Source organism: Brachybacterium fresconis (assembly GCF_017876515.1).
In the GTDB taxonomy this organism is placed as follows: domain Bacteria; phylum Actinomycetota; class Actinomycetes; order Actinomycetales; family Dermabacteraceae; genus Brachybacterium; species Brachybacterium fresconis.
Window position 1 is genome coordinate 3,487,771 of sequence record NZ_JAGIOC010000001.1, and the last position, 15,901, is coordinate 3,503,671.

A 15,901-nucleotide genomic window follows, 5' to 3' on the forward strand; every position below is an offset into this window, starting at 1 on the left:
GGTGAGGGATCGCGTGCTGTGCCACGGTAGACCTCACGGGGGAGGGGGCGACGTATCTCCGGGATCGGGGGTGCTGGCGCGGTCACACCTGGCACCATCGGGCCCGGACCGCCTGTAGCACAGTGCTACACTGTCGGTATGTCCAGAAGCAGTCAGCCCACCCGGCTCCCGGCGGATGTCTACGAGTCCGCCTCTGTCGCGGCACGCGTGACCTCGCGCACGGTGCCGCAGCAGATCGCGCATTGGGCGCGTATCGGGCGTGAGCTGGAGATGTCACCTCAGGTCAGTCATCGCGACGTCGCCCGGGTCCTCGCGGGCACCGGTTCCTACGACGAGCTGAGCGGGCAGGAGCAGGCCGTCGTCCGTCAGGAATGGGCTGATCGCATGGCGGCCCTGCGGTCGACGCTGGACTATGCCTCTGCGTTCTCGGCCGGCGGCGAGTCGTACTCCGAGCTGGACGAGGACGGGAACGTCGTCATTCGTTCCGCGGGCTGATGCCGGTCCTGCATCTGCTCGTCGGGCCCAATGGTTCCGGGAAATCCAGCTATGTCCGCGACGTCCTGGGTCCGGCCACCGGCCTGCGGTTCATCAATGCCGACGAGATCGCCGCCGAGACCTGGCCCGAGGCTCCGTCCGAGCATGCCTACGAGGCCGCGCGACATGCCGAGGCCCGGCGCCGGGAACGGATCGCGGATGGCTTCTCGTTCATCTCCGAGACGGTGTTCTCGCATCCCGGCAAGATCGATCTCGTCGCCGATGCCGTGCGCGCCGGACACCTCGTGCACCTGCATGTCGTGATGGTTCCCGTCGAGCTCGCCGTGCAGCGCGTGCTCGAGCGCGTGGTCCGGGGCGGGCATGAGGTGCCCGAGCAGAAGATCCGCGACCGCTACGACCGGCTGTGGGATCACGTCGGCCAGGCGATCCTGATCGCCGACCTGGCGGACGTGTTCGACAACAGCAGTGCCCGTACCCCGTTCCGCCTCTGCGCCTCTTTCGAGCACGGGGAGCTCACCGGCGCGGCGAGCTGGCCCCGATGGACGCCCGCGGCGCTTCGGGGGCGCGGAGGCGGCACCTGAGAAGGACGTCGTAGCTCAGCACCCCGCGCCGGTCCGGATCGGCACGGAGAACTTGCCCGTGCTGGTGGCGCGGTATCGGAGGCGTCTTTCTGTGCGCCCGCTGTCACCATGAAACACTGGTCACATACTTTCAGCTCCAACGAAGGGCATGGCATGAATACATTCCTCGGCATCGGGGTCATCGGCGTCGTCGCTTTGATCCTCGTCGTCGTCATCGTCGTCGCATTGATCGTCTTCCTCGTGATCCGCACCTGGATCAAGGTCGCCCGTGCCGATGAGGCGCTCGTGATCTCGGGCAAGAGCCAGAAGAACGTGGACGGCAGCACCTCGGCGACCACGGTCGTGGTCAACGGCAGGGCGATGGTCAACCCGGTCACCCAGCGCCACGAGGTCATCTCGCTGCGCCAGCGCCAGGTGAACATGCGCGCGGATGCTCAGTCGGCGGACAACGTGACCGTCAGCGTGGAGGCCGTGGCGCTGGTGAAGATCGGCTCGGACCCGGACCTGGTGCGTCGGGCGGCCGAGCGCTTCGCCTCTCAGGACGAGGCCATCGAGTCCTTCACGCAGGATCAGCTCGAGGGTGTGCTGCGCGGCGTCATCGCCCAGCAGTCGGTCATCTCGCTGATGCGGGACCGCAAGGTCTTCTCCGAGCAGATCGCCGAGACCGTGATCCCCGAGCTGCGTGAGCAGGGGCTCATCCTCGACTCCTTCCAGATCCGCGGCATCGCGGACGACGTCGGCTACATCCAGTCGCTCGGCGCGCCGGAGATCGAGGCCAAGCGCCAGGCGGCCGAGATCAGCCAGACCAACGCCGAGCGTGCCGTCGCCAAGGAGCGCATCCGCAACGAGGAGCAGAACCTCGTCGAGAACCAGGCGCTCGACACGAACAGGGCCAATGCGCAGGCGGAGGTCGGTCGTGCCCAGGCGCAGGCCGAGCAGGCCGAGGCCCTCGCCGGCGAGAAGTCCCGCCAGGAAGTTCTCCAGCAGCAGGCCGAGAACAAGCAGGCGCAGCTGGACGCGGACGTCAAGCGCGTCGCCGATGCCGAGCTCTACCGGCGCGAGAAGGACACCGAAGCCGATGCCTACGAGCAGCGCCGTCAGGCCGAGGCTCGCGCCGAGGTCGCCGACGCCGACGCCCGCGCCGTGAAGCTGCGGGCCGATGCCGACGCGGAGGCCGAGCGCCTGGCCGGTGAGGCCCGCGCCGATGCCATGCGTGCCGAGGCCGAGGCGCTGCGGGAGAATCAGGAGGCGCTGCTGGCCCAGCGCGTCGTCGAGCAGCTGCCCACCCTCATGGAGACCTTCGCCAAGGGCTACGCGCAGATCGGCAAGATCACCGTGGTCAGCTCCGACGGCAACGACGGCGACGTGGCCGGCAAGCAGTTCTCCGGCGAGTCCGCCGGTGCCCTGCGCGGCGTGTTCGACACGGTCGAGTCGACGCTGGGGCTGAGCATCCCGGACCTGATCCAGGGGCGTGCCACCGGCGCGGCCCAGGGCGATGCGATCGGGGAGGCGCTGCGGGAGCAGACCTCGGATCGGGGAACGGGGGAAGCGCCGCACGGCGGCGCGGCCCCTGCTCCGGCCGGCGACGCGCCCGCGGCCCCGAGCCGCGGAACGGACGAGTCCGGCACCGACTGAGCCGTCCCGGGCCCGCTCTCACCGACACCGCCGCCCTCCCTCGCCACACCGACCCCGATCCCCACACCGACCACCCTCGCCACATCGACTCCGATCGCCGCACCGCCCTCCATCGCGCTTCGACCTCTGCGTTGTCGGTGCCACAGTCGATTGTGCGAACGAGAACGCAGAGGTCGGCTGTGTGGTGGGGCCTCAGCTGGCCGAGGGGCGGCGGTGGCCGCGTGGTGAGCGTGCGGGTGGGCCCTGGATAAGGACCTCGCCCGATCAGCGCGCCTGGTCCACGAGGTGATCGCCGTCCATCCCCGTGGTGGTGTTCACGCCGAGGACGAGATCGTCGTGCGTCTGGGTGTTCACGTAGGTCACGTAGACGTGGCCGGCGGCGCCCTGGGCCGCGACGCGCTTCCAGTGCGTGGGCGCGGCGTCGTGCTCGGTGATCGCGCTGCGCGCATCAGCCGTGGTGTAACGCTGGAGATCGACGTCGTCGCCGGCACCGAACTCCTGCACGGTGCGGTCCGCGTAGGAGACGGGGCTGATCGTGCCGGCCTCGGCCTCCGAGGGAGCCGGTGTCGCCGGGGCGGCGAGGGCCGCGGGCGCTGAGACGGCTCCGGCCAGGCCGACGGCGGCGACGGCTGCGAGATGACGGATGCGGATCATGAGCGATCACTCCTTGATCGAGTGTCCCCGGGGGCGTCGCCGCACGCAGCTTTCCACGTCCGCCGCCCTCGAGGCGGGAACAGCTTCCGTTGAACCACTCTTTGCCCTTTCGTGACCTGATGTCAAGGGTGGGGGCCGGGACGGGCTCGTGGGTGGGCTGATCGGCAGGGTGGGGCCATCCGACGGATCTCGGCGCATGGGCACTGCGTGTCGGGCCGGTCTATGTTTGATTCAACATCAGAGGAGCCCTTCTCCTTGCTCGTCGGGAAGCGGGTGTGGCGACTGCAGCGCCGTGTACCCGGAGCGCGATCTTTTCGAGCTGATGTGTGCTGCGACGGCGAGGAGCGGCGTGACGCCACGATCCGGCTTCGAGGATCGGGTGTAAAGTGGCTCTTCCCGGTTCGTGGTGATGGGGAGCGTCGCGTCGTTGGCGTAGAACGGCTCGTGGTCCTGCTGTGATGGGTGTTGTCAAGACATCCACATTCCAGAGGACCACGAGCCTGTGCACGAGAATACTGGTTCGCAGCGGGATGCTGCGAGCACGATCTTCAACCTGCCCAACTACCGCGTCATCGATGCCGTCGACCTGCCCGATGGCAGCCGGCGGGTGGTGATCGCCTCGACCGTCCCGCCGGGCTGTCCGTCCTGCGGGGCGCTCGCGACGCAGGTCCACTCCCGCCGGATGCAGCAAGTCAGGGACGTTCCCGTCGCCGGGGCGACGGTGGTGGTGTGGGCCAAGCGGCGCTGGTTCTGTCTCGAGCCGGCCTGCGCCCGGGGCACGTTCGCTGAGGCCACCGAGCAGATCCCCCGATACGCCCGCTCGACCACCAGGCTGCGCGATCAAGTCGTCTCGGCCGTGATCACCTCCGGCCGGGCAGCTTCCGAGGTCGCCCGGGCCCACGGCGTCTCGTGGTGGCTGGTCCAGGCCGCCCTCAGCGCCGCTGCCGTGGTCCTGACCGACGTCGAGAAGACGTGCGTGACCCGGCTGGGCATCGATGAGCACCGCTACCGGTCAGTGCGCTGGTTCCGCACCGATCAGGGCTCCTGGAGGCGGTTCGAGCCGTGGATGACGACACTGGTCGACCTGGCCACCGGGCAGGTCCTGGGCATCGTCGACGGCCGCGACAGCGCCACCGTCGGGGACTGGCTCGCCCAGCGCTCCGAGGCCTGGCGGGAGCGGATCGAGATCGTCGCGATCGACCCCTCGGCCGCGTTCCGCAAAGCACTACGGACCTACCTGCCCCGCGCCGCGGTCTCGGTCGACAAGTTCCACCTCGTAAAGCTCGGCAACGACATGGTCACCACCATCAGGCAGCGCCTGGCCCGCACCCACCGCGGTCGCCGGGGCCGCAAGGACGACTCGGCCTGGGCCCACCGGATGCTGCTGCTACGCGGCGGCGACACCCTCACCCCGCGAGCCTGGGAGCGGCTCGAGGACGTGTTCCGCACCGATGACCCCACCGACGAGCTCTCCGCCGCCTGGGGCATCAAGGAGCAACTCCGCCGCCTGCTGGCCACCGACACCCTCGCCCAGGCCTGGGACGAACGGATGCGGATGGGCTACTTCGCCCAGATCGCGAACATGCCCGAGGCGACAAAGCTCTACGACACCGTCGTGGCCTGGTGGGACGCGATCGAGGTCCTCATCGTCACCGGCGCGACCACCGCCCGCGTCGAGGCCGCGAACACCGGCATCAAGAACATCAAACGCACCGGCCGCGGATTCCGCAACGCGGAGAACTACCGGATGCGTATCCTGCTGACCAGCGCCGCGAGAACCGTAGCGTGAACACCCTCCACAGCAGGGTCATTCACCACGAACCGCGAAGAGCCTGTAAAGTATGCTCGGGGGAGGCATGAGTAGAATCGATGCTCGGGGGAGCAGTGGAGCCACAAAAAAGGGCCAGCAACAGGACCGTCTATGTCAAGGCGAGGATGCCAGACGGAGTCTTAGAGGAGCATCGACGTAGAGCTTTCGAGGATTGGGGGTGGTTCGCCTCTGAAGTCGAAGCGGGATTTGTGATAGCCATGCCGTTGTATTGCGCGCGAGCGGCGGCGATCAGCGTTGCTCGCGGTGAAATTAGTGCATTCGCTCAACGCCATTTTCCCCTGATCGTCGATGAGCTTCGATTGTTTGTCCCCGCTCACGATACGAGGGTTCGAACGGTGATTACCCGCACTTCTGGGGGCTGGGTGGATCTTTGGCCGAAATGGTTCAGGCAGAATCCCGACATGAAGCTCGAGGCTAGTCAGTGGGAAGTCTCTGTAGAACGTAGCGATGCGGACTCTGTCGCGGATCGCCGCGCCGCGCACGAGAAGCAAGCCAATCAGGCGGCGATCGCGTCAGAACTTCCTGGAACTGCGTTCGATGCCGAGACGATGGGAGTCTTCACCGCGGCTGAGCCAAGCAAGGTTGTGCCGGAGCCCTCGACGGCCCCTTGGCGATCGATTGGTTTCATGGCGCTCGTCGTGGTGGCACTTCTCGTGGCGGTGGGCAGCGGCGCTCTGCCCTGGTTGCCCGTGACCACGTGGGTCCGCTGGGTCGGAGGCGGAGTGGCTGTGCTGGCGAGTGTTACGGCAGCACTGTGGATCACGGGTGACAGGCTCTCGCGGTGGGTCCGCGCTTTTTCTGTGTTGATTGCGTTGTTCTTTTGCGCGACGCTCGGTTTCGCCAGTTCGATACTTGTGTCGCAGATAGCTTCCTACTGGCTGACCATCCCCATTGCGATCGCCATCATAGGGATTTACTTTGGCTGGGTGCATCTTTATGCTCTGCATCCAGGCGTGCGGGGATTGTGGTCCATGCCGGCCATCTCCCTCCTTGCGGCGGCATCCGCCGTTATCGGGCAATCTAGTGTAGCGTTATGGCTTGGAAGCTTGGGGATTCCGTCGGCAAAGGTTGCAGTCCCGGGGTGGTTTCATCTGATTGTTGCAGTTGCTACTGCTGGTGTGTTCGTGACTGTCATCGTATTGGTGGGTAGCTTGTGCGGATGGGCTAGATATGTCGGCGTGGGCGGCGGGAGTTTGATGGAGCGGGCTCAGGCCTTTCTGGGAGTTCTGTTTGTTACGCTGATGTGGCTATTGCTTACAGTTGCCACTACCCTTCTGACGTCGAGTACTGCAATTGGCTCTTGGTACGCCAAGTTGGACGAAGGGGGAACTCCGATGTTGACAGCCGAGTTTTTCTATAGCGGGTGCATCGTCGATTCCGGCGGAGACCTCGAGCGAGCGGTAATCCTTGAAGGGGTTGAGGGAGGCGCCTGGAAGGTGGCGTTCAGCGAAGGGGAGACGGAGACGCCGGTTGCCAGCGCGACGCGGATAGATGCAGAGCGCTTCACGGTGTTGCGTGCTGGTGATGCGGACGCCCGCTGCCGCTGATCGCCCGTTTCCCGACGTCGACCGAGCTGCACGACGTGGGCACGCGGAATCTCGAGCTCTTCGAGGAGCTTTTCGCCGCATGGAGCAGCTGGGCAGACCGTGTCGAGGTGTTTCCGTTGAGGCGTATCGAGGACCTCTGCGAGCTCAGAGGACGTCCTGTCAGTGAAGCTGCCGGGTGACGGCGCGGCTGAGGGCCTTTGCCAGCGTCGCCACCACGCCCGGGAGCAGAGTCTTCGGTGCCCCGACCATCCGCAGGTGACCGGGCCACCGCCGAAGAGGTGCCGGCGTCAGTCGACCACCTGCATGTCGAACACGTGGATGGACCCGTTGCCGGGAAGCACCACGGTCTCGATCTGATTGCCCTGCTCCAGCGGGATCGACACCGCGTGCACGGAGTAGGTTCCGTTCTCGTTGGCGTAGCCGTCGGGGGTGTTGCGTCCCTTCGTGGCCGCGACCACCTCGGCGTCCGGGTTCGCGCCCGCACCGGTCCAGTTCGGCACGGAGATCGTGCCCGTGCTGGTGGTGCCGTCGGTGTAGAACACGGTCGCGGTGCCGGTGGCGTTCAGGCCCGAGCCGGCGGCCAGGAAGGCCAGGTCGCTGCCCGAGCCGGACAGGGAGATCGCCTGCCCGGTCGCGGTGGCGTTGTCCTGCGCGCCGGCCTTCACGTCCGGCCAGGTGAACTGGGCCCCGGCGCCCTCGACGGCCGCTCCCGGCACCACGCCCGCCTCGCCCAGCTGCTCGGCCGAGAAGGAGTTGCCGTCCCCGTCGAAGTCGCCCTTCGCGCGGGCGGCGAGGGTGGTGACGCCGACGTTGTTGTACGCCTCCTGCAGCGAGGCGATCGGGGTGCCCGTGGTCATGACCTTCTCCTGCACCACGGTGCCGTGCCCATCCCCGCCGCGATACGTGACCGTCGCGGCGAAGGGGTGCATGCGGAAGCCCTCGCGCAGCGTGGGCACCCGCACCTGGAAGGACTCCGTGACGGTCCCGCCCGCGGCGATCGGGTCATCGACCGTGCGCTGTGCCGGGGCGGTGGTCCAGCCGGCCGGACCGTTCAGGGCGATGGTCGTCTCGGTCATCGCCTGGCGGGAGGAGTTGGTGACCGTGACGGTCAGGGTCTGGATCGTGTCCTGATCGGCCAGGTCCAGCGGCGTGAGGCGGACCCCGATCTGGTAGGGCGCCTGTGTGGCAGCCTGGGCGGGGAGCATCGCCCCCAGCAGCAGGGCCGTCCCGGCGATCAGGATGCCGAGCGCCCGCGCGCTCGCGGAGATCGCGCCGACGGTCCGGCCCGGTCGCGCCGTCGTGGGGGTGGGGGTCTGGTTCTCGATGCTCATCAGGGCATCTCCTTCCGCTCGGAATCGATGCCCTGGCGCAGCGTCGTCCACTTCCCGCGCGTGAAGTCGGGCATGGTCAGGACGGCGCCGCCCTGGTCGATGGACTCCTCGCTGAGCGGCACCGGTGCGCACCAGGTCGCCGAGTCGTAGACGTCGATGTCGGGGACGAGGCCGAGGCGGATCGCCTGCACGGTGCGCCACTGCATCAGGTAGTCGATGCCGCCGTGGCCACCGTTGTTCTCCGCGTCCTCGCCGACGTCCTGCCACAGCCAGTGGTCGAACTCGTCGCGGAACGCGTCGAAGCTGCGCCAGACGTCGTCGGCGTGGTCGGGTTCGACGTAGACCCGGGCGCCGGAGTCGCCCACCGGCACGTAGTCCTCCATCAGTCCGCGGGTGCCGGCCAGGGAGTTGATCCGGCTGTAGGGGCGCGGGGAGGAGACGTCGTGCTCGGTGCGGATCACGCGCCCCTTGTCGGTGTCGTGCAGGCAAGTGATGAGGTCACCCTTGACGTAGGTGTCCGCCCACGAGGGATGGTCCTTCGGCATGAACCGCTCGCGGTAGTCGGCCAGCGCCCGCGGGGCGGTCGCCGTGGCCCGGATGGTGGTGATCCGATCGCCGCGGTTGATGTCCATGGCGTTCGCGATCGGCCCCAGCCCGTGCATCGCGTAGAAGGACCGGTTGTGGGTGGTGTGCCAGGTGCGACGCCAGTGGTCGGTGTAGTAGTTCTCGTCGAACATGAGGCCGCGCAGGTCGTGCAGGTAGGCGCCGGCACCTCTGGTGACGTCCCCGAACAGACCCGCATGGGAGGCCCGCGCCATGGCCAGTTCGTTGCGGCCGTAGCAGCAGTTCTCCGCGAGGAACAGGTGGTTCTGCGTCTTCTCGACGGTGGCGACCAGGTCCCACATCTCGTCGACCTCCGTGGCGATCGGCAGCTCGACGGCCACGTTCGCCCCGGCCAGCAGCGACGCCTTCCCGTGGGCGTAATGGAACTCCCACGGGGTAGCGATGTAGACCAGGTCCAGCTCGACCTCGTCGAGCATGTCCTGGAAGGACGTGTCCTCGCCGCCGAACTCGCGGGGCCGGTCGTGGCCTTCCTCTTCCATCGCGTCGGCGACCTTCGTGGCGCGGTCGGCCCGGATGTCGCAGACCGCGTCGATCCGGGCACCGGGCGGGGCGGCCCAGCCCGAGGCCATCGAGGCGCCGCGGTTGCCCAGGCCGATGATGCCGATGCGCACGGTGTCGCGCTGGGCGTACGGGACGCCGACCATGCTGGCGGGGCCGGGTATCGGGGAGGCGGGGTCGAGCGCGGGGCCGGTCGGCGCGGCCAGGGCCGTGCCGGCTCCGGCGACGCTGAGTCCCGCGATGCCGGCGGCTCCGAGCAGTCCGCGTCGGGAGGGGGTGGAGGGATGGTTCACCAGGGTCACCTCACAAGGGGGTGGGGGAGATGCCCTCGCGGGGAGGGCCGCGACCGCGGGAACGTGACGGCCTCGCCCGGTGCGTCGGTGCGGCCGGACTGGCTCCAATGTGGCACAGACCACGGGCGATGGCAATCGTTTTACATCGTCGGAGAGCCATCAGGGCCGGTGCGCCAGGTCCGGTGCTCGCTTGGTGTCGGTGACGACGGCCGTCTGGCGGATGAAGGTACCTTCGGTGGCGGAGGACGCCGCGCTGCTGCCTTCGAACCAGACCAGTGCTTCGGCTGATCAGGCCTCATCCGCAGTCAGCGTCGACGACGGCAGCCAGTCGGCCCCGAGCAGCTGGGCGACGTCGGTCAGGCCGGCGGTGTCGCCTCCCACGGTGTCCGATGCTGCGGCGATCCGCTCCACCATCACCTTGGAGACCTGCTCCTCGACGGTGCCCTGGGCGTAGGCGATGTGCCACGGTGAGACCTGCTGGTCGCGGTGGGTGCGACCGGTGACCTGCCGGCCTGCGATGCCCGAGAAGCGGGCCTGGTGGAAGACGCCCACGCGGGGCTCGGTGCTCGCCTGGCGGCCGCCTTCGAGGGTCTCTCCTGCGTGCAGGCTGATCGAGGCGACCGTGGTGAACACGCAGACCTTCGCCTGCCCGGTCTGGAACCGCAGCCGCTCGGCCTCGACGTCGAAGCGGCCCTGGCCGTAGATCGTGGCGACCTCGAGACCGGAATCGCGCAGCCGCTCGGCGATCGGGTCGGCGGCGGTGGCGACGAACTCGACCGAGCAGGCCACCTGGCGCTCGGCCTCGACCTGCTGGGCGATCCAGGCGACCGTGGAGTCCACGCGGATCAGCCCGGCCTTCTGCCGGAAGCGCAGCAGCGCGGCCCGGCCCTTGGCGGTGTTGCGGCCGCGCCGGGCGATGTCCATCTCGCGGCAGAACTCGCCCCATTCGGCCTGGTACGCGCTTCGCTCCGCCGGAGTGAGCGCGACCGGCATACCGGAGATCGGCACCGGTCCCCACGGCGCGGCGCGGTGCAGCATCGCCGTCGGCCGCTGGTCCTCGAGCCAGCCGCGCACCCGCGCGAGATCCTCGGCCCGACGGGTTGCGTCGCTGGTCCACGTCGGCCCGTAGCGGCCCCCCTCGACGCCGACCCCGTGGCGCTCGAGCGCCGTGGCGAAGGTGGCACCGGGCTGTGACGCCGAGGTCCACTCCGTCATCGGCTCGCCGTGCACCTGCGCGTAGGCCGGAGCGAGGTAGGGCAACTCGAGCGGAGTGTGGCCGGGCGTCGCGGTGGTCGCGATGACGAACGGCGCGTTCTCGTGCGGCTTGGCGTGCCCGGAGATCCGTGCCCACAGCTTCCACCGCTTGGTCGTGGTCCGGCGCAGCGCGTGGGCCTCGTCCGCGATGATCACGTCCCACGTGTGGTCCGTGACCTTCGCCAGACGGTCCCAGGTGATCACCACCCACTCCAGGCCGCTGTCGCCCAGCGCCGTGATGGTGCGGCACCAGTGCCCGATCGTGATCGCGGCGGGACGATCCGCGACCACGAGCACCCGCTGCGCACCGCGGAGGTCACCCACCGCGCTCGCGCCGAGAACGGCGGAGATCGTCTTGCCGACGCCGGGCTCGTCGGCCAGCAGGAACTGCCGTCCACCGGACGCCGCACGCTCGGCGATCGCATCGGCCGCCTCGTACTGGTTCTGCCGGGGCTCGAGGTCCTCGGCCGGCTCGGGAACGGGCGTGGGACGGTCAGAATTGAGCGTGTTCTCGAGGAAGCGGCCGAGGGTGTGCGGGCCGGGAGCGTAAGGCGCGAGATGCTCGGGGAGCGCACGGCCGACGTACAGGTGCATCTTGACGGCAGGGTGCCAGGCGGCGCCGTCGACCTGGGTCCCGTAGGGGACGTCGAGCACCCACAGCCGCTCGCCCGGGCCGACGAACGGCAGCGGTCGCTGCGCCTGCGTGGACCCGTTGCGGCGCGGGGACCGACGGCGTCGGCGGGTACTGGATCGGCGAGGGGTGGGCACCTCGCGAGGCTACCGCTGTTCCACCTGTGACCTGGGCGGCTCGCCCAGGGGGCCGGCGCGCTCAGGGCTGCTGCAGCTCCCGCCGGGCGGTCTCGAGCACCGTGTCCGTGAGTGCATCGAGCAGGGCCGACGGGGTCTTCGCCACCTGCCAGAACAGGGCAGAGGTGACCGAGTCGCCGCCGAGCGCGAGGAGCTCTCCGCGGGCGAGCAGAGGCTCGGCCTGCATGGTCAGCAGCATGCCCCAGCCGAGTCCGGCCACCACCGCATCGGCGAGTTCATGCGTGGAGGGGACCAGGTGGCGCGGAGCGAGCGAGGGGTCCACGCCCTGGCGGCGCAGCCAGGCGGCCTGGAGGTCATCGCTCGTGTCGTAGTCGATCCGCGGCGCCCGGGCAAGAACGTCCGGGCCGACCGGGCCCGTCGTATTTCGTGCCCAGCGGGCCCGCCACCGCGGGGATGCGACTGCGACGTAGACGATGCTGCCCAGCGGCAGCGAGCGATATCCCGGCGGCGCGGACGGGGCAGAGGTCACAGCCGCCATGGCCGCACCGGTGGTGAGCAGGCGCGCGGTCTCGTCCTGGTCTTCCCGCTGCAGCTCGAGCTGCGCATCGTGCTCCCGGGCGAAGTCCGCGAGAGCCGGTACGAACCAGGTGGCGAGCGAGTCCGAGTTCACCGCGATCCCGATCCGGGGCTGCTCGCCCTGCGTCTCGAGCCCCAGCTCCGCGCCGGCCTCGTGCTCCAGGAGAGCGTGGCCGCGCGCGAAGCGCACCACCACCTCGCCGGGTGCGGTGAGCCGCACCGGCTTCGTGCGCACCAGGAGGCGCTGGCCCAGCTGCTGCTCGAGCAGCTTCACCCGTTGGCTCGCCGCGGAGGGCGTCATGTGCTGGCGGCGGGCGGCGGCCTCGAGGGTCCCCTCCTCCCCGACGAGGCGAAGCGTCTCGGCGAGGGCGGGATCGATGCGCATGTCCCGCATCGTAGATGAAGCGCTACTACAGGCAATGCAACAATGTTTGCTGGTGCTTCATCATGAACGGTTCTAGCATCGATCCGGTGACCACCGCTCTGCATGGCCTCCTCGCCGGCCTCTCCTTGATCATCGCCATCGGCTCGCAGAACGTGTTCGTGATGCGCCAAGGAATCCGGCGCGACCACGTGCTGGCTGTGGTGGCGGTGTGCATCGCTTCGGACGCCGTGCTGATCCTGGCCGGCGCCGGCGGTCTCGGTGCCCTGGTGCGGGCCGTGCCCGAGGTGGTCGTCGCTGCCCGCTGGACAGGCGTCGCCTTCCTGCTCGGGTATGCGGTCCTCGCCGCGCGCCGGGCCCTGCGCGGTGGGGAGTCCCTGGAGGCCGACGGGGCGGGCCGAGGGAGTGGGCTGGGCCCCGTGATCGCGACGGCGCTCGCACTCACTTGGTTGAATCCGCACGTCTACCTCGACACCGTGCTTCTGCTCGGCTCCATCGCTGCTACCCATGGGGCACAGGCGTGGCTGTTCGCCGTCGGTGCGGTAGCGGGCAGCATTATCTGGTTCACGGCGCTGGGGTTCGGAGCACGCGGGCTGGGGCGTGTGCTGTCCAGCGCGCGGTCGTGGCGGGTGCTCGACGGCGCGGTCGCGCTGACCATGCTGATCGTCGCGGGACTGCTCGCCGTCGGGTGAGACGGGCCCACATCTTCACCCCACTGACGTCACCCTCATGGTCCACGCCAGCTAGAAGCCGTCGGGCAGCCAGATCCAGCCCTCCTCGGCGGCGAGGTCCGCGAGCTCCGGAGGCGGCGGCATCGCACTCCCACGGTCGACGTCGCGGGCGACGAGCGCAGCGATCACAGCATCCAGCGCGTTGTCGTCGTCGACGCAAGCGTCCCGGTAACCAGCCCACTCGAGCCACGGAAGACGCACGGACAGTCGCTCGATGAGCGTGGAGCGCGACGTCGCGTTCTTCGCGCCCTTGTAGGGGTGGCCCGCAAGCTGCCAGGCGGCGAGGGCCGCACCGGGATAGACCTCGCAGGCCACGCCGCGTCCGTCAGGCGTGACGGTGACCCCCTGCTCCCTGAGGCGCGCGGCGATGCCTGCCCAGCGGATGGTCGGGTAGGCGATCTTGTCGGCCGCGACGCTCAGGGGAGTCTTCCCCACCCGACGCCTCACCTCGAGGTCGGTTGCGCGGTAGAGGACCTCTCGCCTCCAGCCCGGGCCCGTGTCCGGCGGGGGAGGGAGGGTGGCCGTCCGATGCCCCTCGACCAGCTCGACGAAGGCCCGAGGCCAGCCGAAGGGAACGTCCACCCCGGCCTTTCGTGAGCCCATGATGGCGGAGACGATCGCGTCGTCGCCCACGCCGACGCGGACGTTCTCGATCACGACGTTCGCGCCGTCGTCGCGCAGCTGCGCGATGCCTGTGCGTTTCGGGTCGGCGGCGAGATCGATGCCGAGAAATGTGCTGCCGAGGACCATCGCGCCACGATAGCGGGGCATCGCGGCGGCACCGATCGCGCTCCTGGCCCTGGCACTCCTGGGACTCGGTGCCGTGCTGGCCCGGTGCTCGAAGGGTAGGCTCTCTCGACTCGAGTGACGTCGGCTCGAGGATCAGAGGCGAAGGAGCACCCACACATGCACTCACCGCGGAACCCCCGATCGGCGAGGGCCGTCGAGGCCTTCAGCGAGATCATGGGGCGGAAGCATGTGCTCACCTCGGCGCGCGCCACCGCTCCCTATGCCACGGGCGACCGCTTCGGGGCGGGTGAGGTGCTCGCCGTGCTGCGACCGGGCTCGCTGGTGGACATGTGGCGCGCTCTGCAGGTGTGCGTCGACCACGATCTGATCGTCATCACCCAGGCCGCGAACACCGGGCTCACCGGCGGCTCCGGGCCCGGGGATCAGGGCTACGACCGCGACGTCGTCATCATCTCGACGTTGCGCATCGACCAGATCTATCTCCTGCACGACGCCCGCGAGGCGGTCTGCCTGGCCGGTGCCACCCTCTTCTCCCTCGAGGACGAACTCGCCCCGCACGGGCGGGAGCCGCATTCGGTGATCGGCTCGACCTCGATCGGGGCGAGCGTGGTGGGCGGGATCGCCAACAACTCCGGCGGCACCCAGATCCGTAAGGGCCCGGCCTACACCGAGCAGGCGATCTTCGCGCGGGTCGACGAGCACGGGCAGATCCAGCTGGTGAACCATCTGGGCATCGACCTCGGCACCGACCCCACGCACATCCTCGACCGGCTGCAGCGGGGCGAATGGGACGCCGCCGACGTCACCCCGCCACCGCCCGACTCCGCCGGCACCGCCTACGCCGAGCATGTGCGCCGGATCGCCGACTCCCCGGCCCGCTTCAACGCGGATCCGACGTTCCTCCACGAAGCCTCAGGCTGCGCCGGCAAGCTCATGGTGTTCGCGGTGCGCACCCGCACCTTCCCGCTCGAGGAGGACAAGGCGACGTTCTACATCGGCACGGACCGCCCCGGGGACCTCGAGTCCCTGCGACGCACGTTCCTCGCCGCCGACGGGCCGCTGCCGATCTCGGGCGAATACATGAGCTCGCACGCCTTCGATCTCGCGACCCGGTACGGCAAGGACACCTACGTCTCCCTCAAGCACGCCGGCAGCCGCACCCTGGTGCGCATGTTCGCCCTGAAGAGCTGGGCGAACGGAGTGTTCGCGAAGCTGCCCGGAATGGGCCCGTCGGTCGCCGACGCGATCTCCCAGAAGCTGTTCTCCCTCGTTCCGGAGAAGATCCCACCGCGCCTCGTCGACTATCGCGACCGGTACGCCCATCACCTGCTGCTCGTGGTCAGCGGCAGCGAACGGGAGACGACCGCGCAGCTGCTCGAGGAGTTCTTCGCCGCATCCGAGCATGAGGGTGCGTTCTTCGAGTGCGACGCCGAGGAGGCCGAGAGCGCCACGCTGATCCGCTTCGGCGTGGCCAGCGCCGCCAGCCGCTCCTTCGTCATGCACCGCGGCGAGGCCTCCGCCATGGTCACTTTCGACGTCGCCCTGCGCCGCGACGACGAGGACTGGCTGGAGGTGCTGCCCTCGCAGATCGCCGACCAGCTGCTGGAGAGCGTCTACTTCGGGCACTTCTTCTGCCACGTGCTGCACCAGGACCACGTCGCCAAGAAGGGCGTGGACCCGGTGGCGCTGAAGAAGGAGATGACCGCGCTGCTCGAGAGCCGCGGCGCCGCCGTGCCCGCCGAACACAACTACGGCCGGCTCTACCCGGCCCCCGAGCCGATGGTGGAGCACTTCCGGGAGCTCGACCCGCTGAACATGTTCAATGCGGGAGTGGGGGAGACGTCGGCGCGGAAGCTGTGGACGTGAGGGCGGATGTGCGCGAGCTCCCATCGCGTCACGCCGCGGGGCCCGGGTCAAGCATCGCCTGTGCAGGGGGTCGCGGTGCGATCCA

13 protein-coding genes are annotated in these 15,901 nt (G+C 69.1%); 7 read left to right on the forward strand and 6 right to left on the reverse strand.

Annotated features, from left to right (window positions below):
* Positions 1 to 138: 138 nt before the first annotated feature.
* The 3 genes from JOF44_RS15540 to JOF44_RS15550 all read left to right on the forward strand — a co-directional run bounded on the left by JOF44_RS15540 (position 139) and on the right by JOF44_RS15550 (position 2,711).
* Positions 139 to 495, forward strand: a complete 357-nt coding sequence (locus tag JOF44_RS15540) for a TA system antitoxin ParD family protein (RefSeq protein WP_209893443.1) — start codon at positions 139 to 141, stop codon at positions 493 to 495.
* Positions 495 to 1,076 (forward strand): ATPase, encoded by a 582-nt coding sequence (locus JOF44_RS15545; RefSeq protein WP_209893446.1) that lies wholly within the window; start codon positions 495 to 497, stop codon positions 1,074 to 1,076. Before JOF44_RS15540 ends, JOF44_RS15545 begins: the two co-directional genes overlap by 1 nt.
* A gap of 153 nt (positions 1,077 to 1,229) precedes the next feature.
* Positions 1,230 to 2,711: a flotillin family protein gene (locus JOF44_RS15550; RefSeq protein WP_209893448.1), complete on the forward strand. Its 1,482-nt coding sequence runs from the start codon at positions 1,230 to 1,232 to the stop codon at positions 2,709 to 2,711.
* Positions 2,712 to 2,975: 264 nt separating this feature from the next.
* Here the strand turns inward: JOF44_RS15550 and JOF44_RS15555 are convergent, their stop codons facing one another.
* Positions 2,976 to 3,365, reverse strand: coding sequence for a hypothetical protein (locus JOF44_RS15555; RefSeq protein ID WP_209893451.1), 390 nt, complete (start codon positions 3,363 to 3,365; stop codon positions 2,976 to 2,978).
* A gap of 502 nt (positions 3,366 to 3,867) precedes the next feature.
* Here JOF44_RS15555 and JOF44_RS15560 point away from each other — a divergent pair.
* Both JOF44_RS15560 and JOF44_RS15565 read left to right on the forward strand, forming a co-directional pair.
* Complete coding sequence (locus tag JOF44_RS15560; protein ID WP_209893454.1) at positions 3,868 to 5,154, forward strand: ISL3 family transposase; 1,287 nt, start codon at positions 3,868 to 3,870, stop codon at positions 5,152 to 5,154.
* 146 nt (positions 5,155 to 5,300) lie between these two features.
* A complete protein-coding gene (locus tag JOF44_RS15565) occupies positions 5,301 to 6,743 on the forward strand; it encodes a hypothetical protein (protein ID WP_209893457.1) in 1,443 nt (480 codons plus the stop codon).
* 287 nt (positions 6,744 to 7,030) lie between these two features.
* On the opposite strand, the gene JOF44_RS15570 is transcribed toward JOF44_RS15565, so the two are convergent.
* The 4 genes from JOF44_RS15570 to JOF44_RS15585 form a co-directional block, all read right to left on the reverse strand.
* Positions 7,031 to 8,074 (reverse strand): NEW3 domain-containing protein, encoded by a 1,044-nt coding sequence (locus JOF44_RS15570; protein WP_209893460.1) that lies wholly within the window; start codon positions 8,072 to 8,074, stop codon positions 7,031 to 7,033.
* The gene (locus JOF44_RS15575; protein ID WP_342591808.1) at positions 8,074 to 9,489 is read right to left on the reverse strand and encodes a Gfo/Idh/MocA family protein; all 1,416 of its coding nucleotides are present in this window, start codon (positions 9,487 to 9,489) and stop codon (positions 8,074 to 8,076) included. The genes JOF44_RS15570 and JOF44_RS15575 overlap by 1 nt, the downstream gene beginning before the upstream one ends.
* 288 nt (positions 9,490 to 9,777) lie before the next feature.
* Positions 9,778 to 11,511, reverse strand: coding sequence for a DEAD/DEAH box helicase (locus JOF44_RS15580; protein ID WP_209893466.1), 1,734 nt, complete (start codon positions 11,509 to 11,511; stop codon positions 9,778 to 9,780).
* A 61-nt stretch (positions 11,512 to 11,572) separates the two neighbouring features.
* Entirely contained in the window at positions 11,573 to 12,472 is a 900-nt protein-coding gene (locus JOF44_RS15585) for an ArgP/LysG family DNA-binding transcriptional regulator (protein ID WP_209893469.1), read from the reverse strand.
* Between the two features lie 86 nt (positions 12,473 to 12,558).
* On the opposite strand from JOF44_RS15585, the gene JOF44_RS15590 reads away from it, so the two are divergent.
* Complete coding sequence (locus JOF44_RS15590) at positions 12,559 to 13,161, forward strand: LysE/ArgO family amino acid transporter (protein WP_342591809.1); 603 nt, start codon at positions 12,559 to 12,561, stop codon at positions 13,159 to 13,161.
* A gap of 51 nt (positions 13,162 to 13,212) precedes the next feature.
* Here the strand turns inward: JOF44_RS15590 and JOF44_RS15595 are convergent, their stop codons facing one another.
* A complete protein-coding gene (locus JOF44_RS15595) occupies positions 13,213 to 13,950 on the reverse strand; it encodes a DUF429 domain-containing protein (RefSeq protein WP_209893473.1) in 738 nt (245 codons plus the stop codon).
* Positions 13,951 to 14,106: 156 nt separating this feature from the next.
* Here JOF44_RS15595 and dld point away from each other — a divergent pair, with 156 nt between their 5' ends.
* On the forward strand, positions 14,107 to 15,816 hold the full coding sequence (gene dld / locus JOF44_RS15600; RefSeq protein ID WP_209893476.1) for a D-lactate dehydrogenase: 1,710 nt from the start codon (positions 14,107 to 14,109) through the stop codon (positions 15,814 to 15,816).
* Positions 15,817 to 15,901 lie beyond the last annotated feature (85 nt).